Source organism: Sinorhizobium sp. P24N7 (assembly GCF_042436655.1).
GTDB lineage: Bacteria > Pseudomonadota > Alphaproteobacteria > Rhizobiales > Rhizobiaceae > Sinorhizobium > Sinorhizobium meliloti_A.
The window spans coordinates 169,149-194,214 of sequence record NZ_JBHMIW010000011.1 but is presented as its reverse complement, the minus strand read 5'-3'; the positions used below and the strand labels follow the sequence as shown (position 1 = coordinate 194,214).

Sequence of the window (25,066 nt, the reverse complement as noted above, 5' to 3'; positions counted from 1 at the left end):
CGCAACCGATTGGTTCCTTCTTCTTTCTCCCGTTTCTCGCGCATCGCGGATCGAATTCAGCCGCAGCGCGTTGAAGGGGCGGACAGGAAAGTGAGCGAGACTTCATGCTCGTATACGGTGACGCAAAGCGCCTGGAGCGCGCCGACACGCTATGCGCCGAGATCGCCTCGCGCCTGCATAGGGCCCAACACCAGCCGCCGGGCATCGCCCGCCACACCGAGCTCGTCGCCATCCTGCTCAGGGCCGGGGAACTGGTGCAGGGGCTTGCCGACCTGGAACTGGTGCGGATGGGAGCCGACGACATCTCCGCATCGCGCCAGACCGGCGAGTGCCTCCTCCTCGACCTTGCCGGGCTCGTCGCCCGGTCCTGGCGCCAGGGCTTCGCCGGCCCGGTGGTCGTGCCGGCCCGTGTCGCAAGGTCGCTGGCGGAAAGCCAGGCACCGCTCTCCCTCAGCATTCGCGAGCCGGAAGGCTATGCCTTCTATGCTCTTTACCCGGAGAGCTATCTCGAGGCCGCGGCAGGTTCCGGGCTTCCTGCCGACACGGTGGTGATCGGCCTGCGCAGCATCGGCACCACGCTCTCGGCACTTGTCGCGGCTTCCATCGGTGCCGCGCCTCCGGTCACACTGCGGCCGATCGGCGATCCGTTCCGAAGGCGGCTTGCAGTCGCGCCGCAACTTGCGGAACGGCTGCTGCGCGACCGGGCGGCGGATTTCGCGATCGTGGACGAAGGACCCGGCCTTTCCGGCAGCTCGTTCGGATGCGTCGCGGATTGGCTGGAGGATCACGGCGTCAGCGCCAACCGCATTCACTTCTTCCCCGGCCACAAGGGAGGACTTGGGCCGCATTCCTGCGGCCGTCATCGCGAGCGCTGGGCGGAAAGGCCGCGCCATGTCATCGACGTCGACGATCTCCTGATCAAGCCGTCGCATTCTGCGCGCCACCTCGCCGATTGGGTCGCCCATCTCGTCGGCCCGCTCGAGAAGCCGCTCGAAGATGTCTCAGCCGGCCTATGGCGCAAGATGCTTCCCGGCGATCGCTGGCCTCCCGCAGACGGCAGGTTCGAACGCCGGAAATTCCTGGCGCAAACCGCCGACGGTCCGTGGCTCGTCAAGTTTGCGGGACTCGGCGAAGCCGGGCAGCGCAAGCTCGTCAAGGCGCGTCTTCTTGCCGAGGCAGGCTTCACGCCACCGGTCGCCGGATTATGCCATGGCTTTCTGGTTCAGAAATGGGTTTCGGCGAAGCCGATGGCGCCGCTGGAATTCCGCCAGCCGGCCTTCATCGCCCATCTCGGCCGCTATCTGTCCTTCCGGGCGCACAGCCTGCCGCCGCCCGCGGCGCAAGGGGCATCCATGGCCAAACTTTGCGAGATGGCAGTGATCAACACCGAAGAGGCATTGGGCAGAGCGGCAGCGTCGCGGCTGAAGAGCCGCCTCGGCGATCCGGAACGATACAATTCGACGATCGTGCCGGTCGATACGGACAACCGGCTTCACCGGTGGGAATGGCTGGTCGAAGGAGAGCGACACATTCTCAAGACCGATGCGTTCGACCACAGCAGCGCCCATGACCTCGTCGGCTGTCAGGACATCGGCTGGGACATTGCGGGAGCGAGCATAGAATTCGACCTCACGGGCGAGGAGCGGGCGGCGCTGCGCGCGGCCGTATCCGAAGGCTGCTCGCGCATTCCGGATGCCGGGCTGCTGGAGCTCTTCGAACTCTCCTATCTCGCCTTCCAGCTGGGCCTGTGGATGTCGGCAAAGGCCGTGGCCGCCCCCGATGAAGTCCCCCGGTTGGAGTCCGCAGCCGCGCGCTATGCGAGGTTCCTTCGGCGCCGGATCGAAGATTAGGATAGGAGCCGCAGCGGACGGCACGCCGCCCTACCGCCCGTAAATCCTGTCCAGCACATCCGCCACTGTGACCAGATACTCGTTGTCGGGATCGAAGCGCGCGCCTGCGGCGAGCCGCTCGGCCCAGCCGGCCGCGGCGCGTCCGCCCCAGGCGTCGGGGGGGACCGCAAGCACCTCGCGCTGCGTGCCGCGATACCGTTCGGCCGTGAAGTCCAGATACGATCCGTTGACGTTTCTCAGGCTGGCGCCGCCTTCGGTGCCATAGAAGTCGGCGCTGATCACCGCATCGCATCCGGCCTGCAAATGCCATGAGCATGCGATCCTGGCGAGAGCGCCGTTCGCCAGTTCGACCGTAGCGACGGCGTAATCCTCGACCTCGTCGCCGTCGCGGCGGATGGGCAGACCTTTGGCGAAGAGCCTGCTTTCCACGCGGGCGACGTCCGGGAACCCGAGGACCCAGAGAAGGAGGTCGACCAGGTGCACGCCGAGATCTATGACGCAGCCGCCGCCGGAAAGCGCCTTGTCGTAGAACCACGGCTTGCTCGGCCCGTAGGCATTGTGAAAGGTGAGGTCCACGGCGAACACGGTGCCGAGTTCGCCCGACGCGATCAGGTCGCGAATCTGCCGCATGCCGTCGGTGTAGCGATAGGAGAGATCGACGCTCAAAAGCCTGTCGACATGCCGGGCGGTTTCGACCACCGCCGCGGTCTCGTCGCGCGTGCGGCCGAGCGGTTTCTGGCAGAAAACCGCCACGCCCTGCTCCAGTGCCACGATCGATTGGGCGGCGTGGAGCGCGCTCGGCGAGGCGATCACGATGCCGTCGAGCTCCTGGTCGAGCAGTGCCTCGAGCGAGTTCACGACGGAGGCCTCGGGGGTCAGCTCGCGGGCCGCCGCCGCCATTTCCGGCGAAGGATCGAAGATCGCGACGGTTTCGACGGATCCGGTTTCGACCACCGCCTTCATCCGGTGGAAGCCGATTCTTCCGACGCCGAGGAAGCCGACGCGGGGGCGGATGACGGCCTTCGGGCTCGTTGAAAGCTGCATTGCGTCACTCATGGCAGATCACCAGCGCTTTGATGAAACCTTCCGGCCGGTCGCGCGTCATGTCGAGCGCGGCGCCGAGTTCTTCGAGCGGAAACCGATGGGTGTAGAGCCGCGAGGGAGAAAAACTACCCGCTGCCGTCGCTTCGATCGCCTCGTTCATGCCGCGCATATAAACGGCGGGATCGCGTTCATGCGCATTGATCACGTCCAGGCCGCGCCAGTTCCAGAGCTGCATGTTCACCTGTCGGGGGCCGTCCTGGTGGTAGCCTGCGACGACGAGCCTGCCGCGCTCCTTCGTCAGTTCGCCGGCAAGATCGAGCGGCCATTGCTTGCCGACCGCCTCGATGACGCAATCGCAGAAACGCCCGTCGGTCAGTTGCTTTACCTCTTCGATGATCCGCCAGTGATCGTCCATGGGAATCACTTCGCTCGCACCGGCCTGCTTGGCCGCGGCGAGCGAAGACGGCCTGCGCGATATCGCTATCACCCGCGCGCCGGCAGCGCTTGCGAGCTCGGTCAGAAGAATCCCGAGAAAGCCGATACCGACGATCGCCACAGTCTCTCCCGGACTGATCGCGCTGCGCCTGAAGATGTTGAAGGCACAGCCGAGCGGTTCGCCGGGAAAGGGCTGATCTGCAAGAGACGCCGGCAAGGGGGCGATCGCGCTCTGATCGGCGATGTCGTGCGTGGCATAGGCATGGTAGGAAAGTGCTGCCACGCGATCGCCCGGCGCGAAACCCTGCACGCCCTCGCCGACCGCGTCGACAATGCCCCAGCCCTCGTGTCCGAGCGCGCCGGGTTCCGTCGGAAACTGCATCCATTCCGGACCCGCCCAGGGAACGAGATTTGAGGCGCAGACGCCGCAGCCTTCGAGCCTTATCCGCACCTGGCCGCGACCCGGTTGCGGCAACGGCAACGTCTGTATGCGCACCGCGCCCGGCCCGGTGACGATAGCGGCGGACATCGTGTCCGTCCGCTGAGATATGCTGATGTTCATGTCAGCTCCTTCCCTCGTGGCGACCTGTCCGGCAGCACGAAAAGGGTGTCGCGAGGTCCGCCGGACCCGCCCCTGCCCCGGCCAAAGAAAGCTCCGAGCAATGTTCAAGAGCCTCCCGCCCTTAACTTGATGTTGCAGCTTTTGTTCCTGATGCCCGCAGTTCGCGTGGAACACTCCCGCGAAAGAGAGGTTTGTACCTTGGCACGGGGCGACGCCCCCCGGGGGATCAAAGAAGAACATCAAAGAAGAAGAAGTCAAAGAAGAAGGAACATTTGCGACGCACGTTTGTTGGAGGTTTGTCTCTATCTCTGATTGGTCATCATCAGGTGCATTATGACAAAAGTACTTGTTACCGGCGGCTGCGGCTTCATAGGGCGGCATGTTGTCGAAGAGCTTCTTTCAAGGAACTACGACCTGCGTGTCCTCGATGCGTTGAACGATCAGGTCCATGCGGATGCGCAGGTCACGCTGCCACCGGAAGTAGACATGCGGCGCGCCGACATATGCGACGCAGACGCGGTGAAAAGCGCGCTGAAGGACGTCGATCACGTCATTCATCTCGCCGCGGAAGTCGGCGTCGGCCAATCGATGTACGAGATTTCCCGCTATGTCGGCGTCAACGACCTGGGCACCGCCGTCCTGCTCGAGGCGATGATCGGCATGCCGATCCGGCGGATCGTCGTCGCCTCTTCCATGAGCGTTTACGGCGAAGGCTTGTACGAGACGACGACCGGCGATCGTCGTGCGCATATCCGGCGATCCCCCGCCGAAATCAAAGCCGGCGCCTGGAACCCGTCCGGTCCTGACGGCGAACGCCTGAGGCCGATCGCCACCGACGAGAACAAGCCGGTCGACCTCGCTTCCATCTACGCGCTCACCAAATATGCGCAGGAACGTCAGGTCCTTATATTCGGGGAAGCCTATGGGACGGACGCGGTGGCGCTGCGGCTCTTCAACGTCTACGGCGCCGGCCAGGCGCTTTCCAACCCTTATACGGGCGTGCTTGCCAACTTCGCCTCCCGCCTTGCCAACGGGCAATCGCCGATGGTTTTCGAGGACGGCCGGCAGAAACGCGACTTCGTGCATGTCCGCGACGTGGCGCGTGCCTTCCGGCTGGCACTCGAACAGCCGCACGCCGCCGGCCACGTCATCAATATAGGCAGCGGCAACGCCTACGCCATTGCGGACATCGCCTCGCTGCTTGCCGAAGCAATGGGTGTACCCGAGATCGAGCCGGAGATCATGAACAAGGCCCGCTCAGGCGATATCCGCAATTGCTTTGCCGATATCGCCAAGGCACGCGACCTTCTCGGCTTCGAACCGGCCCACCGGCTCGAGGATTCGCTTGCGGAATTTGCCCAGTGGGTCCGCAGCGCCGGCGCGATCGACCGCGGCGCCGAGATGAAACGCCATCTGGAAGCACGGGGGCTGGTCCTATGAGCGGCCGGACGGTCGGTACGGACCGGCATCTGGCGGCGCCCGCTCTTTCCGGCAAGACGGCGCCGATCCTGGTGGTTGGCGGCAGCGGCTTTCTCGGCAGCAATCTGGCCGACAGCTTTCTGCGCGACGGCGAGCACGTGATCGTTCTCGACAATCTCAGCCGTCCCGGGGTCGAGCGAAACCTCGAATGGCTGGTGGACGGCCACGGCCGTGCCGTCGAGGCATTGATCGCGGATATCCGCGACCTCGGCGCGATCGAACCTGCCTTCAGAGAAGCCAGGGCTGTGTTTCACTTTGCGGCCCAGACGGCGGTAACCACCAGCCTCGAGCAGCCGACGGACGATTTCGAGACGAATGCCCGCGGCACGCTCAACGTGCTCGAAGCCGCACGCTTGGCTGGGCGCCGTGCGCCCGTCATCTTCGCCAGCACAAACAAGGTCTATGGCGCCCTCGGGCACATGGCGATCCAGGACATGCGGGGCCGTTACATGCCGGCCGACGAGGCGACACGGGAGCATGGCGTCGGTGAGGCCCAACCGCTGGATTTCTGTACGCCCTACGGCTGCTCGAAGGGTGTCGCCGACCAGTATGTGCTGGATTATGCCCGCTCCTTTGGCTTGCCGACGGCCGTGCTCCGGATGAGCTGCGTCTATGGGCCGAGGCAGTTCGGCACCGAGGACCAGGGCTGGGTCGCCCATTTCCTCATTCGCGCCCTCGCCGGCGAGCCTGTTTCGATCTATGGCGACGGCAAGCAGGTCCGCGACATTCTTCATGTCACCGATGCGGTCGCGGCCTATAGGGCGCTCCTGAAATCGATCGACCGCCTGAAGGGGCGCGCTTTCAATCTGGGAGGCGGACCCGCCAATGCCGTCAGCATTATGGACGTGCTGCGCGAGATCGAGCTTTTGACCGGCCGCGTGCTCGCGAAGGCAAAAAGCGATTGGCGCGCAGGCGACCAATTGTACTTCGTCGCCGATACGCGCGCGATCGCCGATGCGCTTGGCTGGAAGGCCGCAATGCCCTGGCGCGAAGGCTTGCGCGACCTCTACGCCTGGCTTCACGACGATCGGGGTGCGGTCAGCAGGATCCGGCGCCAACCGCGGAGGGTCACCGCATGAGCCTTCCCGCCGTTTCCACCGCTCGATTTGACGGCCGCCGCAGGGCCCCGGGCCCACTGCCGCGGCGGGTGTTGATGACCGTCGATGCCGTGGGCGGCGTCTGGCGCTATGCGATGGATCTCGCTGCGGCCATGCGCGATTGCGGCGTGGAGCCGCTGATCGTCGGCCTCGGCCCGCAACCTTCCCCGGAGCAACGGCGCGAGGCGAACAGCATAGGCCGGCTCGAATGGCCGGCTCAGCCGCTCGACTGGATGGTCGAAGACGAGAGCGAACTCGACCGCGTCCCGCACCTCCTGTCCGAACTTGCGCTCAGGCATTCCGTCGATCTCCTCCATCTCAACCTGCCGTCCCAGGCGGCTCGATTAACGGCGGAAATACCGCTCGTCACCATGTCGCATTCCTGCGTCGCCTCCTGGTTCGCTGCGGTGCGCGGGTCCGGTTTGCCGGAAGCCTGGGCCTGGCAGAAGCGATTGAACCGGCTGGGATTCGACCGCGCCGACCTGGTGCTCGCGCCGAGCCGAAGCCATGCCGCGACCCTGACGCGCACTTACGGCGCAATCCCCGATCTCGCAGTCGTCTACAATGCGAGCCGGAATGCATGCTCCGTCAGCACCAAGGAAAACTTCGTCTTTGCCGCCGGTCGCTGGTGGGACGAAGGCAAGAACGGCGCCGTGCTCGACAGGGCCGCCGCCGACATAGGCTGGCCGGTCGTGATGGCCGGCGCCTGCGAAGGCCCTAACGGGCAGCACCTGGCGATCATGCATGCCGATCACGAAGGTGAACTCAGCCACGACCGGACGATGAGGCTGATGTCGAAGGCCGGGATCGTCGTCTCTCCATCGGTCTATGAACCCTTCGGCCTGGTGGCGCTGGAAGCCGCGCGTGCAGGCGCCGCACTGGTCCTCGCCGACATCGAAACCTATCGCGAGCTCTGGGAGGGCGTCGCCCTTTTCGCCGACCCCGGTGATCCCGCCGCCTTTGCCGAAGCCGTCAACCGGCTGACGGAGGATGCAAAGCTCAGGGCCGACCTTGGCCGGCGGGCGCAGCTGCGCTCAGCCGATTTCACGGTCGAGGCTCAGCGCGACGCGGTGCTCGCCGCCTACCGGCGGGTGATGAGCGGGTCCGATCGATTGACGGCAGCGGAGTGAGCGGATGCGATTTCTCTTCTACACCCACTCATTGGTGTCCGACTGGAACCACGGCAATGCGCATTTTCTGCGCGGTGTCATGCGCGAACTCATCCGGCGAGGCCACGAGGCCGTAGCGCTCGAGCCCGGCGATTCCTGGAGCCGGCGCAATCTCGTCGCAGATCAGGGTAACGGAGCGATCGCTGCCTTCCGCAAGACCTTCCCCGATTTGAGGGTCGGGATCTACGGGGCCGATTTCGAGCATGAAGCGGCGGCCCGCGAGGCCGACATGGTCATCGTGCATGAGTGGACCGATCCCGCTCTCGTCGCCGAGCTCGGCCGCATTCGCCTGAAGGGCGGCCGCTTCACGCTCGCTTTCCACGATACCCATCACCGCGCCGTCAGCGCCGAGCGGGACATCGCCCGGCTCGACCTTTCCGGATACGACTTCGTTCTGGCCTTCGGTGAGGCGCTGCGGGAGCGTTATCTGCAGGCGGGCTGGGGAAGGCATGTCCATACCTGGCACGAGGCTGCGGATACCTCGCTGTTCCACCCGATGCCGGACGTGGAAAAGCGGGGCGAGCTCATCTGGATCGGCAATTGGGGCGACGACGAGCGCAGCAGCGAGATCATGTCCTTCCTGGTCGAACCGGCGAAAAAGCTGAAGCTCAGGACCACCGTCCGCGGCGTGCGATATCCCGAGACCGCGCTCAGGGCTTTACGGTCCGCGAAAATCGACTATGGCGGCTGGCTCGCCAATGCCGCCGTTCCGCGGGCTTTCGCCGAGCATCGGGTCACCGTGCACATTCCGCGCCGGCCTTATGTCGAGGCCCTTCCGGGAATACCGACGATCCGCGTCTTCGAGGCGCTTGCCTGCGGCATTCCGCTGATTTCGGCGCCTTGGACCGATGCCGAAGGGCTTTTCCGGCCGGGCAGGGATTTTTGCCTGGTCAAGGACGGCAAGGAAATGACGCGCCTTCTGCGCCAGTTGCTCGCCGAACCGGACTTCGCCGCGGAGATGACCGCCTCCGGGTTGGAGACGATCCGGGCGCGCCACACATGCAGCCATCGCGTCGACGAGCTTCTCGCCATCGTGGCCTCCTACAGGCCACGCTCCGGCGCGCGACAGATCATTTCGGAGGAGGTCGAGGTATGAGGCTGGCATTTTACGGATCGAGTCTCGTTTCGGCCTACTGGAACGGCGCGGCCACCTACTATCGCGGCCTGCTCCGGGCACTTGCCGAACGGGGATATCAAATCACGTTCTACGAGCCCGATGTCTACGATCGGCAAAAGCACCGCGATATCGATCCGCCCTCCTGGTGCAGGGTCGTCGTCTATGACGGGACCGTCGAGGCGTTGAAGCGAGTGGCGCGGGAAGCAGCCAAAGCGGACATCGTCGTCAAGGCGAGCGGCGTCGGCTTCGAGGACGAACTGCTGCTCGCCGAGGTGATGGCCGCGGCAGGCCCGGCGGCGCTGAAAATCTTCTGGGATGTCGATGCACCCGCCACTCTGGCCGAACTCAGGGCCGCGCCCGACCACCCGCTTCGCCACGCGCTTTCCTCCCTGGATCTCGTGCTGACCTATGGCGGCGGCGATCCCGTAGTCGAAGCCTATCGCGCGCTTGGCGCCCGCGATTGCGTTCCGATCTACAATGCCGTCGATCCGGAGACGCACCATCCGGTGCCGCCGGATCCGCACTTTGCCGCCGATCTCGCCTTCCTCGGCAACCGCCTGCCGGACCGGGAGGAGCGCGTAGAGGCCTTCTTCCTCGAGCCGGCGCAAAAGCTCTGGCAACGGCGTTTCCTGCTCGGCGGATCCGGATGGCACGACAAGTCTCTGTCCCCGAATGTCGCCTATATCGGGCACGTCCCGACCGCCGACCACAATGCCTTCAACACGACGCCGAATGCCGTCCTGAATATTTCACGCGCCAGCATGGCCGAAAACGGCTTCTCGCCGGCAACCCGCGTCTTCGAGGCCGCGGGCGCCGGCGCCTGCCTGATCACCGACTACTGGGAGGGCATCGAGCTCTTCCTGAAACCCGGAGAAGAAGTGCTGGTCGCCAGAGACGGCCGCGACGTCGCCGAACTGATGCAGCAACTGACGGCGGCCGGCGCCCGGGAGATCGGCGAACGGGCGCTCCGCCGCGTTCTCGCCGAGCATACCTATGCGCACCGTGCCGAGGAGGTGGACCGCGTCCTGCGGCAGGCGCGCCGCATGGAGGCTGCCGAATGAAGCGACCGCTCGACATCGTCATTCTCGGTCTCTCGCTGTCCTCCTCGTGGGGCAACGGTCATGCGACCACCTATCGCGCTTTGCTTCGCGCGCTCGACGCTGCCGGGCACAAGGCGACGTTCCTGGAACGGGACGTGCCCTGGTATGCGAGCAACCGCGATCTGGCCGCGCCGGATTTCTGCGACCTCCTGTTCTACGCGAACCCGGACGAACTCGTCTCCAGGCATGCGCACAGGCTTGCCGGCGCGGATGCCGTCGTCATCGGCTCCTACGTGCCTGATGGCGTGGAGGTCATCGACGCGGTCGCGGATCTCGCACCGAAACGTCTGTGCTTCTACGACATCGACACGCCTGTGACGCTCGCCAAGCTCAAGCGCGGCGACGAGGAGTTTCTCGCGCGAAGACAGGTTGCGGACTTCGACATTTATTTTTCCTTCTCCGGCGGCAGAACGCTCGACCGGCTGCGGGACGAGTTCGCGGCGCGGCGGCCGGTGCCCCTCTATTGCGCCGTCGACCTCGACGCCTATCGCGATACCGGTGCGGCCACCGAGTGGGACCTCGGCTATCTCGGCACCTTCAGCCCCGACAGGCAACCCGCGCTCGAACGCCTGTTGATCGAGTCGGCGCGGCGCTTGCCGCACATGCGCTTCGTCGTGGCCGGACCGAGCTATCCTGAGGACATCGACTGGCCGGAAAACGTCGCGCGCATCGAACATCTGCCGCCCGGCCAACATGCCGAATTCTACAGCCGCCAGCGATTCACCCTGAACGTAACGCGAGCCGACATGGTGGCCGCCGGCTGGTCCCCGAGCGTTCGCCTCTTCGAGGCCGCCGCGTGCCGCACGCCGCTCATCAGCGACTGGTGGGAGGGAATCGAAAGCTTCTTCCCGGCCGGCGAGGCCGTGATCATCGCGCGAAACAGCAGCGATGTCGTCACGGCATTGACGCGGCTCGACGAAGAACAACGCAAAGCACTTGCCGATTGCGCCTATCGACGCGTCGCCGCCGCGCACAGTTCCGCGGCGCGCGCACGGACCTTTGTCGAGGCAATCGAAAGCGTCGCCGCCAGGACCGGTCTCGCCACAAGGCGTTCCGAGCGGCGGCTTCCGGTTTAACCCGAAAGGAGAACGGCCGATGGCTAAAAGAAACAAAGCAAGCCGAGGAAAGATCATCCTGGTTGCCGGCGGCGCCGGCTTTGTCGGGTCGCACCTTTGTACAGCACTTCTAGGCTCCGGCAACCGGGTGATCTGCCTCGACAGCTATCTCACCGGCTCCCCTGCCAATCTCGTCGGTCTGCAGGACGACCCCTATTTCGCAATGGTGGAACAGGACGTCTGCGACGAGATCGACATCGATGAACCGCTCGACCAGATCTACAATCTGGCCTGCCCCGCCTCGCCGCCCTCCTACCAGGCCGATCCCATCCACACGATGATGACAAGCGTGACCGGGACGGGAAACCTCCTCCGGCTTGCCGAAAGGCACGGGGCCACGCTGCTGCAGGCCTCCACGAGCGAGATCTACGGCGATCCCGAGGAGCATCCGCAGCAGGAGAACTACTGGGGCCACGTCAATTGCACCGGGCCGCGGGCCTGCTACGACGAAGGCAAACGCGCGGCGGAAGCCCTGTGCTTCGACAGTCTGAGGGCGGGAAGCGTCGACACGCGGGTCGCCCGCATCTTCAACACCTACGGTCCGCATATGCGCCCCAATGACGGCCGGATCGTATCGAACTTCATCGTCCAGGCGCTGAGGAACGAGCCGCTCACCGTTTACGGCAGTGGCGAGCAGACGCGCTCCTTCTGCTACGTGTCCGATCTCGTGGACGGACTGATCCGGCTGATGAACCGCGAGGAGAATCCTGCCGTGCCGGTGAACCTCGGCAATCCCGGAGAATTCACCGTCATCGAACTGGCGGAACTGGTCCTCTCCAGGATCGAGACGGCCTCGACGATCGTCCATGAGCCGCTGCCGGCGGACGATCCGCAGCGTCGCCGTCCCGATATCGCGCGCGCCAGGAAGCTTCTCGGCTGGGAGCCGAAAGTTCCTCTGGAGGACGGGTTGACCTATACGATCGCCTGGTTCCAGAGCGCACTTGCCGAAAGCCGCGCTGAACGCCGGTCCGGCCGCACCCGGCGCCAGCCGCAACTTTCCGTCGTCACTCAGGATCTGTGATCATGGTTCAGCAGACGAAAGACCGAACGGTCATCGCGCAAGAGATTGCGGCGCTCGGTCCCTGGTTCCACAACATGCGGATCGGAGGCATCGAGACGGCGCCCGGTCACTTCCTCGGCGACTATCCCGCGGTGAAATGGAAGGCCTTCAGGCATGTGGTGCCGGAAGACCTCGAAGGAAGGAGCGTCCTCGACATCGGCTGCAATGCAGGGTTCTACGCGCAGGAGATGAAACGCCGCAATGCCGGACGCGTACTCGGCATCGACTCGGACCCGCACTATCTGCGGCAGGCGAAGTTTGCCGCGGAGCAGGCGGGGGTCGACATCGAGTACAGGCTTATGTCGGTCTACGACGCGGCACGGCTGCGCGAGAGGTTCGATCTGGTCATCTTCATGGGCGTTCTCTATCACCTGCGCCATCCGCTGCTGGCACTCGACCTCCTCTACGAGCATGTCGTCGGCGACCAGATGCTCTTCCAGTGCATGCAGCGCGGGTCGGAATCCGTGGCAACTCTCAAGGGTGATTACGATTTCCGGGAGTGGGAGATCTTCGACCGGCCCGACTATCCGAAGCTGTTCTTCGTCGAACACCGCTTCGCGGATGACCCCACCAACTGGTTCATCCCCAACCGCGCCGGCGTCGAAGCGATGCTGCGAAGCGCCGGCTTCGTCATCGAAGCCAATCCCGAGCGGGAGGTCTATCTCCTGCGGCGCGGCGAGCGCCCGTATCTGGACGAGCCCACCTTGAGGATCCTCGGAAATTCAGCAGATATCGGGAACTAGTGGCTGCGGCGAACCTCCGGCCTGCAGGCCAGAGGGGCAATTCACCGTCGCCTTGGCGTTGACGGTCCGTCGCTCACGGACCTCATCCGAAGCGGCGAAGCTGCGCCGCTTCCTTCTCGAGCAGGTCGGCGACTTCCTGAAGCGTCATGTGCGTCACGCAGAGATGAATCGCACATTCGAGAAAGCGCGTCGACGAGCGCCGCAAATACAAGGCTTCCTCGCGAGCGGCCAGTTCCGATAGAGGATCTTTCGAGGGGCGTCGACGGTCAGGCATTTGGAGACTCCTTCGCTTGTTTGAAGAACCGCTTTTACGGCGAGAGAAGCCCGCCGGCGTAGATCAAGGCGCCTATCACGACGGCCATGGCTATGATGGCCAGGCTCAGCCCCAGCCGTTGCCTGTTCGGTGCGGCGGTCTCCGCCGCTGCAAGCGGCCGCATCGCGTCGTTGTACTCGGTAGAGGTATCGGCCAGCCTCCCCGCGGCCTGCCCGGCCCTGGCGTTTCGGACCGCTTCACTGCCGGGCGGCATACCGCCTGCTTCGTCATCGGTCTCGAGCGGCGCCGCCGCGGGGTCGAAGCCGCGCCTCTTGTCGCCCGTCCTTCCATGCTGGATGTCGCCGCGCACCTGCGCAGAATTGCTTGCCGGCTTGGACATGGTCGCTCCTTTCCGCTTCGCGACTCAACCGGCTTTCAGGATATTTGTTCCCTGCTCCTCCGCGGCGTCGGGGCTGACGTGATCGTCGCCTTCCGCTACGGCGATGTGAAGCGTTCCGGACGAAATGTGGCGAGCATCGGATGCTCAACACCCGTTGCGATCTCATAAGCCAGAAGCTCACCAACGATAAGGCCAAGCGTCGCACCGCTGTGGCTGAAGGCGACGTAGTAGCCGGGAATGGCCTTGAGCGCTCCCAGCACCGGTTCGCCGTCTCCTGGAATGGGTTTGCCGCCGACGCCGATGGAGGCGATCTCGAGCTTCGGATTGCCCTCCATTACCTTTGACGCCTCGGTCAGGAGCGCATCTACGACGGCCGCATCGATATCGCGACAACCGTCCTCATGCATCTTCACGCCTTCATCCGCCGCCCAATCGGCATCCAGCGAGAAGGTGCCGCCCGGCGCGGGGCGGACGGCGACACGCGGCGTGTTCAAGACGGCGCGCAAAGGATGGGCAAGCGGCTTCGTTCGCACCAGAAGCGCGACCGGCGTTGCATCGTCGATGGTCTCGCCGGCTTGCTCCACCATCTTCGGCACGGCTGAGCCGGTGGCCAGCAGGACGGCATCCCCCAGGAAGCGATTGCCCGCGGCCGTTTCGGTGCCGACCGCCCTACCGCCTTCGACAACGACCCTTGCCGCACCCTCATCGGTCACGAGCGTGCCGCCGAGCTTGGCAAACTCTTCGATAAGCAGGTTGATCAGGATCGGCAGATCGACCCACCCTTCACCCGGATTGAAGATCGCGCCCTGAGGCGTGATCGCGCGCGCGTCGAGACCCGGCGTCACTGCCGCGACTTCGCCCGGCGCGAGGCGCTTTGCATCATAGCCGAGCGAGACTTCATGGCGATAGGCTGCGTCGATGCCGTTGCTCGAGTCATCGGCATCCCAGGTCAGGCCACCGTCGAAGCGAAGCCAGTCCGCATCGGGGAAGCGCGCCGAGAGCGTGCGGTAGCGATCGATGCCCGCCATGCGCAGCCGGTGATAGGGTTCGGAGCGAATACGCGACGAGTTCAACCAGGAGAGCGAGCGGCCGGAAGCGCCGCCGGCCGGCGGACCATCGTTCAGGATGGTCACGCGAATGCCCCGCCGGGCAAGCTGCACGCCCGTTGAGACGCCGAAAATGCCGGCGCCGATGATGACCGCCGAAGTGATGATGTTATCCGTCATGGTCAATTGTCTTTCGATCGGTTGGACAGGTCAGGTGATGCGAGGATGGGCCCTCATCGTCGTCTTCTCCCCTTGCCTTCAGAGCACTTCGGCGAGGAAACGCTGAAGGCGTGGGCTCTGCGGATAGTCGAAGATCGCCTCGGGCGTGCCTGCCTCGACGATGCGCCCCTCGTCCATGAAAACGACCTGGTCGGCGACACGTCGGGCAAAGCCCATCTCGTGCGTGACGACGACCATGGTCATGCCGCCTTTACCGAGATCGGCCATGAGGTTGAGCACACCCTTAACGAGCTCGGGGTCCAGCGCGCTCGTCACCTCGTCGAATAGGATGACTTCGGGTTCCATGGCCAGCGCGCGGGCTATCGCGACGCGCTGCTGCTGCCCGCCGGAGAGACCACCGGGGCGATGATGCTGGCGGCTGGCGAGACCGACATCGGCAAGCCGCACCTTTGCGATGCGTTCCGCTTCGGCCCTCGGCAGACCCTTTATCTTCGTCAGCGACAGCATGACGTTTTCGAGAGCCGTGTGATCCGGAAAGAGGTTGAAGTGCTGGAAGACCATACCCACCCGGCGGCGGAGCCGCTCCGGCTTCATTGTGAGAATGCTATCGCCGTCGAGCAGGATGTCGCCGCACTTTGGCTCCACCAGACGGTTGAGGCAGCGCAGAAGTGTCGACTTACCCGAACCGGAAGGGCCGATAATGCAGGTGACGCTGCCGGGCCTCACCGAGAGGTCGACGCCCTTCAGCACGTCGAGCTCGCCATAGGCCATGCCGAGATCGCGGACTTCCAAACTGCCGCCCTTGAAGGCGATCTGCGAGGCGTGATCGGCGCGATCGAGTTCGCTAACCTCCTCCAGCCCGCTCGTAATGGCCGCCGATTGCTGCTTGCCAAGCCTGAGACGGCTGTCGATGGCGTTGACGAAATGCGTGAGCGGCACCGTGACGAAGAGATAGAAGACGCCCGCGAGAAGGAGCGGCGAGAGATTGCCGGTCACCACGGCCTGATCCTGGCCAACGCGGAAAATCTCGCGTTCGGAAGCCAGCAGGCCGAGGAAATAGACGAGGCTCGAATCTTTCACATTGCCGATGAACTGGTTTACCAGTGCCGGGAGGACCCTACGCACGCCCTGCGGCACGACGATAAGGCGCATGCCCTGGCCGTAGCTCATACTGAGCGCCCGGCACGCCTCCATCTGGCCGCGTTCGACGCTCTGGATGCCTGAACGGAAGATCTCGCCGATATAGGCGCCCGCTATGAGGCTGAGCGCGAGAACGCCGAGAGGATAGGGCGACGGGCCGAACAGTTCGCGGCCGATGCGCGCAAAGCCCTGACCGATCAGCAGGATGGTGACGATGGCCGGCAGACCGCGGAAGATGTCCGTATAGATGCGGGCCGGGATACGCAGCCAGGGCGACCGCGAAATGCCCATGATGGCGAGCACCATGCCGATGACGATGCCGAGTACTGTCGAGGCGGCCGCCAGGATCAACGTGTTTTTCAGACCGACCGTGATCATGGTCGGCAGGACTTCGGCCATCGCGCCCCAATCGAGGAAGCTGCGGCGAAGGTTTTCAAGCCAGTTCATCAGGCGGCCCCCTGAAGGAAAGGCCGGTCCGACCGACGACGATCGGACCGGAAAGCGGGATTTAGGGCTTCGGGAGATAATCGGCTGGCATCGGCGTGCCGGGGAACCATTTTTCGTGCAGGGTCTTCCAGGTTCCATCCTGCATGGCGGCCTGCAAAGCCTTGTTCAGGGCCTCCCGCAGGGCATCGTTGCCCTTGCGGATGACGAAACCGGCCGGCGCGTCGAAGCTCGGAATGTTCACCGCCACTTTCAGGTCCTCATACCGGCCGGCATAGTCTTTTGCCGCCTCGTAATCGAGGAAATGCGCATCGATCGTGCCGTTGTTCAGTCCGGATACGGCAGAGTTATTGTCCGGGAATTTGACGAGATCGGTGCCCGTGAAGTTCTTCTGTGCATAAATTTCCTGGAGCGTGCCTTGCACGACCCCAAGCCGCTTGCCCTTTAAGCCTTCGGCGCCGGTGATATCTGCGTCCGCGGTGAGCACGGAAAGGTAGCCTGCCAGATAGCCGTCGGAAAAGTCGACTGTTTCCTTGCGCTTCTCTGTCGTTCCGATCGCGGCCGCCGCCACGTCGAATCGGCCGTTGGCGACCGAGGGCATGAGGGCCGAGAAATCCTGCCCGGTGAAGATCACCTGTTCCCTCTCGAAGCCGATCCGCTTGGCCACGTCGAGCAGGAGTTCGATGTCGAAGCCGGTGAAATTGCCGTCAGCAGTTGAGAACGCGTATGGCTTGGCATCACCCATCGTACCGACGCTGATGGTTGTGGGGTCGATCAGACCAAAGGGATTGTCCTGAGCGGCGGCCGGTGCCAGGGCACCTGCCGCAAGGCCAAAGACTATTGCAGCGATGGCCGCGCCCAATCTGGCGAGCGGCACATGCAAGACTTGGAATGAGTTCATCGGTTTTTCTCCTCTGGTGGTGTTTTTGCAATGTTGAAAGGACAAGGCCCTCCCCGGTCGGCCGGATCACCCGCGCGTCCGGTAGCATGCCATCGCATGCCCCTATTAGAAGCTTTCGTTCTTGACCGGTCTCACCCCCCCGTTGAGACCGGTCTCATTTCTTGTTGCAATTGTTATCTTCGTGTTTGCCAGTCGTCAATATGTCTTGTAAGGCTAGGAATTATGGACCAGAATCCGTCCCGACCCACCTCCGTCACCGTTGCCGACGTCGCGCGTCGGGCCGGCGTCTCGAAGGCGACGGCAGCACGCGTTCTGGGCGGCTACGGAACGGTTAGCGATCGGGTGCGCGAAGCCGTGACCGCCGCCGCCCGTTCGCTCGATTACCGGCCAAACGAGCTTGCCCGAAGCATGACGACGGGCCGATCGGGCACGATCGGCGTCGTGGTCGGCGACATCGAAAACCCGTTCTTCAGCCTGGCCGTGCGGGGCATCACCGACGTCGCCCGGCAAGCGGGCTTTACCGTCATCCTAATAAATTCGGGCGAGGACGTCGCCGCGGAGAAGGCGGCGATCCGTACGCTGCTTGCCAAACGGGTGGACGGCCTGATCGTCTCACCCGCCAAGGAAAGTGAACTTGACCACCTGCAGGAAGTGGCCCGCTCGGGGCGGCCGCTGGCGCTACTCGACCGCGGCAGCGAGGCACTCGACGTCGATACCGTTATCGCCGACGACAGAGACGCTGCCGAGGGCGTCACGCGTAGGCTTCTTGCGCTCGGCCACCGACGCATCGCCTATCTCACCGCCTGCGACACGCCCGATCATCTATTCCGCACGCCGGCCGATATCAATACGGGCTCGGTACGCCGACGTATCGAAGGATTTCTGGCTGTTTGCCGAGAGGCGAGCCTGGCCGAGATGGAAAGGTGGGTGCATGTCGGCGCGTCCTCGCCGGCGCATACGCACCGTATCGCCACCGACATTTTGCGGGCGAGCATGCGTCCGACTGCGATCATAGCCTCCGATAGCTTGATCGGACTCGAGGTCTTCAAGGCAAGCCGCGCGATCGGCCTTGCTATTCCCAGCGACCTGTCGCTCGTCTCGTTTCATGACGCTGACTGGACGTCCGTGACATCGCCGCCTGTCACGGTGGTTAGGCAACCGGTTTACCGATTGGGCGAAAGGGCCGCCCAATTGCTTGTTGAACGCCTCAGCGGGAACGACATGGAAGCCCGCCGGGTCGTTCTGCAAACGGAAATCGTCGAACGCGCCTCGGTCGCTGAAGCGCCGGCGTAATCCTTTCGACGCTTGGCTGGGGAAGTTCCGCTTTCAACGAAGCGCGGAACTCCCCCGGGAGGTTACTCCCGGACCGACTGCTGCAGGCGATCCTTGACCGCGTCATGCACTTCCAGCGCCGCATCACCGGCCTTGTCGAGGATTTCCTGCCCGGCCTCCATGGCTTGCGCCACGCCGGCATTCGCCCTGGCCGCGAGATTGGACCGCACATCTTCCGCCATTTCGCCTAGTGCCTCGTCCTCGGCCTCGCTGTGGGGCAGCGCCGCCCCGATTGCCGCACCGACGGCAAAGGCGAGCGCTCCGCCGACAAGCGGCTGGTCGCGGAAATGCCTCAAGATAGCGGCGTTGAGCTGCGCGCCCTGTTCTTCGAGTGACCGGCCGGCACCCTGCATGCTGCCGGCGAGAGACCTGCCGGCTCCCGTCACCGAATCGGACATACGGCCCGCTGCGGCGCTCACCTGTCTCCACGTCCGGGACGCCCAGCCGGACGCTTCGTCGAACAGGGCGCCGGTCTCGTCCCTGATATCTTCGATCTGCTTGCCTGCCGCGTCGGTAAAGCCGCGATAGATCTTCCCGGCCGGGTCGACGAAGTGGCCGGCCCGCCGGCCGGCATCGTCCGTCAGGGCGCGGAAGCGGCTGCCGCTTTCATCCGTGAAGTGACTGTAGCGCTCGCCGAAGCTCGCCTCCACCGGCCCCACTCTCCGGACGGAGCCCCTTACGGGTGCAAGCGGGTAATCATCCGCATCGTCATTCCCCTCCCCGTGTCGCGGCGCGCGCGAGGCGGGGTTGGCGATCAGCCAGGCGAGGCTTACCCCCATCAGGGCAACCGGGATCGGGTTTGACTTGAGCGCCACGCCGAGATTGCTCAGATATTCGGATCCGCCGCTCGTTTTTGCATATTCGAGCAGTTCGTCCATTAGTTCTCCCGGCGACATGCGCTCCTGAATTTCGTGGAGCTTTTCCTCGATTCGCTGGCGATCGGCCTCTATTTCGCGCTGCAGTTCGGCAGCGGAGTGGGTGTGTGCGGAATCGTTCATTGCAGTCTCTCCTTCACCACGTTCGCGTCGCGCTGCAGGGAGGCGGCCGTCCGATCGAACTGGATGCTGCTGCCCTTGAGCGCCGAGAGGCCGCGCGAAATCATCACCCAGGCAAGCAAGGCGACAACCACGCCGACGATGGCCGCCGACAACGCATCGGCATTCGCTTCGGTCATGCCCTGAGCCACGAGGAAGGCGCCCAGACCCTGGACGACGGCACTCAGCAGCACGCCGACTGCGCCTATGGCAAAGATCAGCCCGACGAGGAGCGTCTCGAGGCTGCCGACCGCTCGATTGAGGTTCTCGGATGCCTCGGCTTTCGCGAGGTCGATTTCCTTCCGGAAAAGACCGGATATATCCGCCACCAGTCCGGTCATCAGTTCCGTCAGGGGGCGCTCGTCCCGATGATTAGCCATTATAGCGTTCCTTCTCGCTTGATTGACGGGTCCGTCCCGAAGCATCCCGTCCGTCGCGGCGTGGAGGCGAAGCGGTGAGGAACCGACTTGCGGCCAGTCCTGCGATCGCGGCCATGCCGAGGAAGGCGAGTGGCTGCTTTCGGCCGAAATCTTCGACCATTCCGGCGATCTCGCCGAGATTGCGGCCCTCTGCCTTGCGTGCGAAGCCCTGGAGCGACGTGCCGATCTGCTTTGCATAGCGGCCGATGGCCCGTTGATCCGATTGTTCGAGTTCGTTTCCGACCTTCTCGAGTGCGTCAGCAACACCGCTCAACTGGCGTGCTGCCACGTTTTTCTCATCCTCCACGGCGCGGCCGACCGCCGCCTTTGCCTGTTCCGTCTGTTCACTGGCGAACTCTTTGAACTCGTTCATGTCTTCACGCACGGCGTTCTCGAGGCTGCGGTCACCCGCCCCCCCCTGTCCGCGGGTGTCACCGGCTTGCACGCCGCTCACGCGCTCGATGCCTTGCGCGGACGTCAAAGGCCTGCCCAAGGGATCGCCGGACCCGCGGCCGCTTGTGTCATTGGTCATTGTCAATTCCTCCCATGCATAACGGGGATCGTTATCGTCTACGCAATCAAACGAGCCATTTGGAGCCTTGTTCCCTGCAAAGCGCCGCAGGCCTTCCCCTGGCGTGCTTCGCTCGTTCAGGAAGCCTCCCGTTGCAGCCATCTCGCCGCCCGGCGATCAGCGGGGCCGGTTCTCCGGCGACTGTTCGTAAAGTTCCTCGACCTTGCGCTTCTGCGCCTGCTTTTCGGCGCGCGAGAGCGGCCTCTGCTTCAAGATGGCATAGGCGATCGCAGCGCCGAGTATGAAGGCGCCACCGCCGGTGACAAAAAGCCAGAAATAGTTCGTCAACATCGTCGTATCTCCTCAATGCAGCCAACCGTGTCGGCCGCCGAAGGTTCCGGGCGGTCCTGTTTCCGCGGCATGCCCGGGCCCGTGCCGCAGCGCTCATTGCGCCGGAACCGAGTGTCTGCTCGCGGGTTTGACCGACGTCGACGAACCAAGCCAAGGAGGAGATCATGGCCAGGAACAGGAGCTGGAGCCGCGACGTCTACGAGAGCTATCCCGAATCGGACCGGCGCCGGCGCGGCCAAACCTACGAGGACGAGAGGCGCCGCGCCTTGACTGCCGGTCCGCGGCTTACGGACTACGAGAGCTCGGAGTATTTTGCCGGTAACGAGCCGGGCCGCTCCGGCACATATCGCGGCCGCGATGACAGCTGGGAACGGGAACGCGCATACGGTCCAGGTCACTTCGGCGGTGGAGGCTTTTACCGCGACGACGACTATGGCGAGGACTATCCCCGCCTCGGCAGGGGCTACGGGGAGCGCGGCTTTCTCGAACGCGCCAGCGACGAAGTCGCGTCGTGGTTGGGCGACAAGGGCGCCGAGCGTAGACGCGAGATGGACCAGCATCGCGGCAAAGGTCCTAAGGGCTACATCCGTTCGGACACCCGCATCCAGGAAGATGTGAGCGATCGCCTGAGCGACGACGGAATGCTCGACGCCTCCGATATCGCGGTCTCGGTCACCAATGGCGAAGTCCAACTGAGCGGTTTGGTCGATTCCAAATGGGCCAAACGCCGCGCCGAGGACTGCGCCGAGGCCGTCTCCGGCGTGAAGCAAGTCCAGAACAGCCTTCGCATCCGCCCGTCGGGAGGATCACCCGGCTGGAATGCCGGCAACACCGACCGCAACATCGCTTGAGAGGCAGGCATCCAGGGGAACGGCTCTTCCGGGAAAGTGTGCATCGGTCTTCCGTCCAGGAGGGCGCTGGATCAATGGCTAAAGCGGCAGCGACCGGAGGTGGGATCAACGAACAAGGCGCGCCCGACAGTTCATGGCGTGAAAAGTTCCCCATCTGCTCGCATCGAAGACTTCGCAGCCGCCCCGGCGAGCATGTGCACTGCAAGGAACTTTCTTAGGACCATCCGGTTGTAAGAATCGAGAGGCCGCACAACGGCCGATAGGAGCGGTTACCCCCGCGTGACCGACAAAGCTTATGCAAACGGCATTGTTCATCGCGATCCCCGCCCTCCCGCTGGGAGCGGCGCTCGTGCTTCTGTGGTTCGGTCCTCTGTGGCGCCAGCAAGCGAGCCCATGGAACCGCTCGTCCACCTGGTGCCCCGGATCCACCATCCTCGACCACCAGGCGCCCTGGCGGAGCCTCGATCGGATTTGATGCAGGCGGGCCGGCGAATAAGCGTGGCCATCGTCGGCGTCGTGCGGCGAAGGCCGACGCCTTCGCCGCAGACACATGCCGTTACAAAAGTCCCGCCCGGCCGACACATCGTCAATACACGCGGTCGTTCAAATAACCGCACTGGCATCGAGGACGAGCCTCTGCCAAAGCGGAAAGGATGACCTCTATGAAGAAGACGTCTCGGATCTTGGCGGCCGCGCTGCTGGTCGTTGGAAGCGGATTGGCATTGCAAGCGGCCAAAGCACAACAGGCGGGACTTCACCGCACCGATCTCTTGCAGCACGATCTCGGCCAGCCGGGGCGCGAAACGATCCAGGTGCGCGTCGATTTCGATCCCGGTGCCGTCTCCATCAAGCACTCCCATCCGGGCGAAGAGGTGGCCTATGTGCTCGAAGGCTCGTTGGAATATCAGCTCGAGGGGAGAGCGCCGGTCACGCTTCATACCGGCGATGCCCTGTTCATTCCGGCCGGGGTGGCTCATCTCGCGAAGAATGTCGGCAGCGGCAAGGCATCGGAGCTCGCGACATACATCGTCGAAAAAGGCTCCCCGCTCGTCGTTCCGGTCAAGTGAGCGTCCGTCATGGATGCCGAGAACCTCGGCGCGACAACAAACCGGCGGCTCCGTACTCCTCCCCCGGTCTCAACCGCGTGGACAGAGGCGGACATTTCGCCGCGTGGGAAGGGCCGGATCTCTTCAGCGCCGAGCTGCGTGCCGCTTTCCGATCCTTGCGTTGACCCCCGCATTACGGCACAGGCATGAGCCGGTGAATACTGCTGTCACGGTATTCTCGTTCTGATAAGAAATGGCGGTCAAAGGGGTGTCTTGCCATGGAGCATATCGATCACATCCTGATCGTCGATGACGATCGGGAAATCCGCGAGCTTGTGTCGGCTTACCTGAAGAAGAACGGTTTGCGGGTGACCGCCGTCGCCGACGGGCGGCAGATGCGGACCTTCCTGGAGGCGAATACGGTCGATCTGATCATTCTCGATCTGATGATGCCGGGCGACGACGGCCTCGTCTTGAGCCGCGAACTGCGTGTCGGCAGACACAAGGCGACGCCCATCGTCATGCTGACCGCCCGCTCGGACGAGATGGACCGTATCATTGGGCTGGAAATGGGCGCCGACGACTATATCGCCAAACCGTTCTCGGCGCGCGAACTGCTCGCCCGCATCAAGGCGGTCCTGCGGCGCGCGCGAATGCTGCCGGCGAACCTGCAGGTCTCGGAGGCGGGTCAGCTGTTGCGTTTCGGCCAATGGAGGCTCGACACGACGGCAAGGCATCTCATCGATGCGGACGGTACTGCGATCGCGCTCAGCGGCGCCGAATACCGGCTGCTGCGCGTCTTCGTCGATCACCCCCAGCGCGTCCTCAACCGCGATCAGCTCCTCAACCTCACACAGGGGCGCGAGGCCGAACTCTTCGACCGATCGATTGATCTCCTGGTCAGCCGGGTTCGCCAGCGGCTCGGCGACGATGCCCGGGAGCCGACCTACATCAAGACCGTCCGCAGCGAAGGCTATGTCTTTTCGGTGCCGGTCGAGATCGTGGAGCCCCGCTGATGGCAGCGCGGTCGATTCTCCATGGTATTCACCTGTGGCCGCGCACACTCAGGGCGCGGCTTTTCGTTATCCTTCTCACCGGTTTGGCGGTCGCCCACGCCATGTCCTTTGCGGTTCTGTTCTCGGAACGCTACATCGCCGCCAGGTCGGTGATGTTCAATACGCTCGAAACCGACGTCGCGACGTCGATCGCCATTCTCGACCGGCTCCCCGCGAGCGAACGCGCCGCCTGGCTGGGCCGGCTCGCTCGCGGATCCTACCGCTTCGTCCTGGGGCCGGGCATGCCCGGCAGTCCCGTGCTCAATGAGGCCGACGCCGAGGTCGCCGACAAGGTCCGGGCTGCCATCGGTGCGAAATATCCGATCGAGGTCGAATCCATCCCCGGTGGCGTCCGCCGTCTTCAGGCACATCTTCGCTTGAGGGACGGTGAGCCGCTGACGATCGACGTCACGCCAAGGGGCGTCATGCCGGTTGCCGACTGGCTGCCTTACGTTCTCGTCGCTCAGCTCTCCCTTCTAGTCCTGTGCAGCTGGTTGGCAGTGCGGCAGGCCACCCGCCCGCTCGCGGATCTGGCGAAGGCCGCCGACACGCTCGATCCGAACAGCAAGACGCCGCGCCTCAGCGAGACCGGACCGAGGGAAGTCGCCTATGCGGCGACGGCATTCAATGCGATGCGGGATCGCATCGCGCAGTATCTGGAGGAGCGCGTGCAGATATTGGCCGCGATCTCGCATGACCTGCAAACACCGATCACACGGATGAAACTCCGAGCGGAAATGGCCGAAGCGTCCATCGAGAGAGACAAGCTGATGAGGGATCTGGACGAGGTCGAACGTCTCGTCAGGGAAGGTGTCGCCTATGCACGCAGCGCCCACGGCAAGGACGAAAAGGCTACCCGCATCGATCTCGCCTCGTTCATCGAGAGTTTGGCCTATGATTATCAGGATACCGGCAAGGCCGTCACTTTCGGCAAATTGGCGGACGGCGCAATCTTGACCCGGCCGCATGCCTTGAGACGGATTCTCACCAACCTGATCGACAATGCGCTGAAGTTCGGGGGCAGCGCCGAGATCGAGGTTCAGCGCCGTCCCGAGGGCACAGTGACCATAAACGTCCTCGATCGCGGTCCCGGCATTCCGGAAGACCAGCTCGAAGCGGTTCTGCAGCCCTTCTTCCGCCTGGAGCAATCACGCAGCCGGGATACGGGCGGGACCGGGCTCGGCCTCGCAATCGCCCAACAGCTCGCGACGGTCATCGGCGGCTCCCTGACCTTGCGCAACCGCGATGGCGGCGGCCTTGCCGCGGAGCTTTCCCTGGAGCGTTTCCCTGTTTCATCAAAACAGTGAAACGCTCACCTTTGAAACGACGCAC

At 64.1% G+C, this 25,066-nt stretch carries 26 protein-coding genes; 15 read left to right on the top strand and 11 right to left on the bottom strand.

Features of this window, described 5'->3' with window-relative positions; translation table 11 throughout:
* Window positions 1-104 precede the first annotated feature (104 nt).
* Window positions 105-1,850 carry a hypothetical protein gene (locus ACFHWW_RS20550; RefSeq protein WP_379940489.1) on the top strand — a complete coding sequence of 582 codons (1,746 nt, stop codon included), beginning with the start codon at window positions 105-107 and terminating at the stop codon, window positions 1,848-1,850.
* Between the two features lie 30 nt (window positions 1,851-1,880).
* On the opposite strand, the gene ACFHWW_RS20545 is transcribed toward ACFHWW_RS20550, so the two are convergent.
* Together ACFHWW_RS20545 and ACFHWW_RS20540 are read right to left on the bottom strand one after the other, a co-directional pair.
* Entirely contained in the window at window positions 1,881-2,906 is a 1,026-nt protein-coding gene (locus ACFHWW_RS20545) for a Gfo/Idh/MocA family protein (protein WP_127708564.1), read from the bottom strand.
* Window positions 2,899-3,891 carry a zinc-binding dehydrogenase gene (locus tag ACFHWW_RS20540; protein ID WP_379940487.1) on the bottom strand — a complete coding sequence of 331 codons (993 nt, stop codon included), beginning with the start codon at window positions 3,889-3,891 and terminating at the stop codon, window positions 2,899-2,901. Before ACFHWW_RS20540 ends, ACFHWW_RS20545 begins: the two co-directional genes overlap by 8 nt.
* A gap of 333 nt (window positions 3,892-4,224) precedes the next feature.
* On the opposite strand from ACFHWW_RS20540, the gene ACFHWW_RS20535 reads away from it, so the two are divergent.
* The 8 genes from ACFHWW_RS20535 to ACFHWW_RS20500 are packed head-to-tail and all read left to right on the top strand — an operon-like array spanning window position 4,225 to window position 12,771.
* On the top strand, window positions 4,225-5,331 hold the full coding sequence (locus tag ACFHWW_RS20535) for an NAD-dependent epimerase/dehydratase family protein (protein ID WP_379940485.1): 1,107 nt from the start codon (window positions 4,225-4,227) through the stop codon (window positions 5,329-5,331).
* Window positions 5,328-6,449: an NAD-dependent epimerase/dehydratase family protein gene (locus tag ACFHWW_RS20530; protein WP_379940483.1), complete on the top strand. Its 1,122-nt coding sequence runs from the start codon at window positions 5,328-5,330 to the stop codon at window positions 6,447-6,449. The genes ACFHWW_RS20535 and ACFHWW_RS20530 overlap by 4 nt, the downstream gene beginning before the upstream one ends.
* Window positions 6,446-7,597, top strand: coding sequence for a glycosyltransferase family 4 protein (locus ACFHWW_RS20525; RefSeq protein WP_379940480.1), 1,152 nt, complete (start codon window positions 6,446-6,448; stop codon window positions 7,595-7,597). The genes ACFHWW_RS20530 and ACFHWW_RS20525 overlap by 4 nt, the downstream gene beginning before the upstream one ends.
* A 4-nt stretch (window positions 7,598-7,601) precedes the next feature.
* A complete protein-coding gene (locus ACFHWW_RS20520; protein ID WP_379940478.1) occupies window positions 7,602-8,732 on the top strand; it encodes a glycosyltransferase in 1,131 nt (376 codons plus the stop codon).
* On the top strand, window positions 8,729-9,814 hold the full coding sequence (locus ACFHWW_RS20515; protein WP_379940476.1) for a glycosyltransferase: 1,086 nt from the start codon (window positions 8,729-8,731) through the stop codon (window positions 9,812-9,814). Before ACFHWW_RS20520 ends, ACFHWW_RS20515 begins: the two co-directional genes overlap by 4 nt.
* Window positions 9,811-10,929, top strand: coding sequence for a glycosyltransferase (locus ACFHWW_RS20510; protein WP_379940474.1), 1,119 nt, complete (start codon window positions 9,811-9,813; stop codon window positions 10,927-10,929). Before ACFHWW_RS20515 ends, ACFHWW_RS20510 begins: the two co-directional genes overlap by 4 nt.
* Before the next feature lie 19 nt (window positions 10,930-10,948).
* A complete protein-coding gene (locus ACFHWW_RS20505; protein ID WP_379940472.1) occupies window positions 10,949-11,989 on the top strand; it encodes a UDP-glucuronic acid decarboxylase family protein in 1,041 nt (346 codons plus the stop codon).
* Window positions 11,990-11,991: 2 nt separating this feature from the next.
* Entirely contained in the window at window positions 11,992-12,771 is a 780-nt protein-coding gene (locus ACFHWW_RS20500) for a TIGR04290 family methyltransferase (protein WP_026168915.1), read from the top strand.
* A gap of 82 nt (window positions 12,772-12,853) precedes the next feature.
* Here the strand turns inward: ACFHWW_RS20500 and ACFHWW_RS20495 are convergent, their stop codons facing one another.
* The 5 genes from ACFHWW_RS20495 to ACFHWW_RS20475 all read right to left on the bottom strand — a co-directional run bounded on the left by ACFHWW_RS20495 (window position 12,854) and on the right by ACFHWW_RS20475 (window position 17,135).
* Window positions 12,854-13,045, bottom strand: coding sequence for a hypothetical protein (locus tag ACFHWW_RS20495; RefSeq protein ID WP_379940470.1), 192 nt, complete (start codon window positions 13,043-13,045; stop codon window positions 12,854-12,856).
* 34 nt (window positions 13,046-13,079) lie between these two features.
* Window positions 13,080-13,424 (bottom strand): hypothetical protein, encoded by a 345-nt coding sequence (locus tag ACFHWW_RS20490; protein WP_379940468.1) that lies wholly within the window; start codon window positions 13,422-13,424, stop codon window positions 13,080-13,082.
* A 95-nt stretch (window positions 13,425-13,519) separates the two neighbouring features.
* On the bottom strand, window positions 13,520-14,650 hold the full coding sequence (locus tag ACFHWW_RS20485; protein WP_379940466.1) for an NAD(P)/FAD-dependent oxidoreductase: 1,131 nt from the start codon (window positions 14,648-14,650) through the stop codon (window positions 13,520-13,522).
* 78 nt (window positions 14,651-14,728) lie between these two features.
* Window positions 14,729-16,237, bottom strand: coding sequence for an amino acid ABC transporter permease/ATP-binding protein (locus tag ACFHWW_RS20480; RefSeq protein ID WP_100672526.1), 1,509 nt, complete (start codon window positions 16,235-16,237; stop codon window positions 14,729-14,731).
* Between the two features lie 61 nt (window positions 16,238-16,298).
* A complete protein-coding gene (locus tag ACFHWW_RS20475; protein WP_324764298.1) occupies window positions 16,299-17,135 on the bottom strand; it encodes an ABC transporter substrate-binding protein in 837 nt (278 codons plus the stop codon).
* Between the two features lie 222 nt (window positions 17,136-17,357).
* Between ACFHWW_RS20475 and ACFHWW_RS20470 the strand changes: the two genes are divergently transcribed.
* Window positions 17,358-18,428, top strand: coding sequence for a LacI family DNA-binding transcriptional regulator (locus ACFHWW_RS20470; RefSeq protein WP_379940464.1), 1,071 nt, complete (start codon window positions 17,358-17,360; stop codon window positions 18,426-18,428).
* Between the two features lie 62 nt (window positions 18,429-18,490).
* Here the strand turns inward: ACFHWW_RS20470 and ACFHWW_RS20465 are convergent, their stop codons facing one another.
* The 4 genes from ACFHWW_RS20465 to ACFHWW_RS20450 form a co-directional block, all read right to left on the bottom strand.
* Window positions 18,491-19,465: a DUF3618 domain-containing protein gene (locus ACFHWW_RS20465; protein WP_379940462.1), complete on the bottom strand. Its 975-nt coding sequence runs from the start codon at window positions 19,463-19,465 to the stop codon at window positions 18,491-18,493.
* Entirely contained in the window at window positions 19,462-19,881 is a 420-nt protein-coding gene (locus ACFHWW_RS20460; protein WP_018098028.1) for a phage holin family protein, read from the bottom strand. The genes ACFHWW_RS20465 and ACFHWW_RS20460 overlap by 4 nt, the downstream gene beginning before the upstream one ends.
* Window positions 19,874-20,452 (bottom strand): nutrient deprivation-induced protein, encoded by a 579-nt coding sequence (locus ACFHWW_RS20455; RefSeq protein WP_324764301.1) that lies wholly within the window; start codon window positions 20,450-20,452, stop codon window positions 19,874-19,876. Before ACFHWW_RS20455 ends, ACFHWW_RS20460 begins: the two co-directional genes overlap by 8 nt.
* 156 nt (window positions 20,453-20,608) lie before the next feature.
* Window positions 20,609-20,782, bottom strand: a complete 174-nt coding sequence (locus ACFHWW_RS20450; RefSeq protein ID WP_324764302.1) for a hypothetical protein — start codon at window positions 20,780-20,782, stop codon at window positions 20,609-20,611.
* A gap of 164 nt (window positions 20,783-20,946) precedes the next feature.
* On the opposite strand from ACFHWW_RS20450, the gene ACFHWW_RS20445 reads away from it, so the two are divergent.
* The 5 genes from ACFHWW_RS20445 to ACFHWW_RS20425 all read left to right on the top strand — a co-directional run bounded on the left by ACFHWW_RS20445 (window position 20,947) and on the right by ACFHWW_RS20425 (window position 25,041).
* Window positions 20,947-21,633, top strand: a complete 687-nt coding sequence (locus ACFHWW_RS20445) for a BON domain-containing protein (RefSeq protein WP_324764303.1) — start codon at window positions 20,947-20,949, stop codon at window positions 21,631-21,633.
* A 295-nt stretch (window positions 21,634-21,928) separates the two neighbouring features.
* Window positions 21,929-22,108, top strand: a complete 180-nt coding sequence (locus ACFHWW_RS20440) for a hypothetical protein (RefSeq protein ID WP_379940457.1) — start codon at window positions 21,929-21,931, stop codon at window positions 22,106-22,108.
* 187 nt (window positions 22,109-22,295) lie between these two features.
* The gene (locus tag ACFHWW_RS20435; protein ID WP_379940455.1) at window positions 22,296-22,700 is read left to right on the top strand and encodes a cupin domain-containing protein; all 405 of its coding nucleotides are present in this window, start codon (window positions 22,296-22,298) and stop codon (window positions 22,698-22,700) included.
* A gap of 257 nt (window positions 22,701-22,957) precedes the next feature.
* Complete coding sequence (locus ACFHWW_RS20430; protein WP_275599666.1) at window positions 22,958-23,695, top strand: response regulator; 738 nt, start codon at window positions 22,958-22,960, stop codon at window positions 23,693-23,695.
* A complete protein-coding gene (locus ACFHWW_RS20425; RefSeq protein ID WP_379940452.1) occupies window positions 23,695-25,041 on the top strand; it encodes an ATP-binding protein in 1,347 nt (448 codons plus the stop codon). The genes ACFHWW_RS20430 and ACFHWW_RS20425 overlap by 1 nt, the downstream gene beginning before the upstream one ends.
* Window positions 25,042-25,066: the final 25 nt, after the last annotated feature.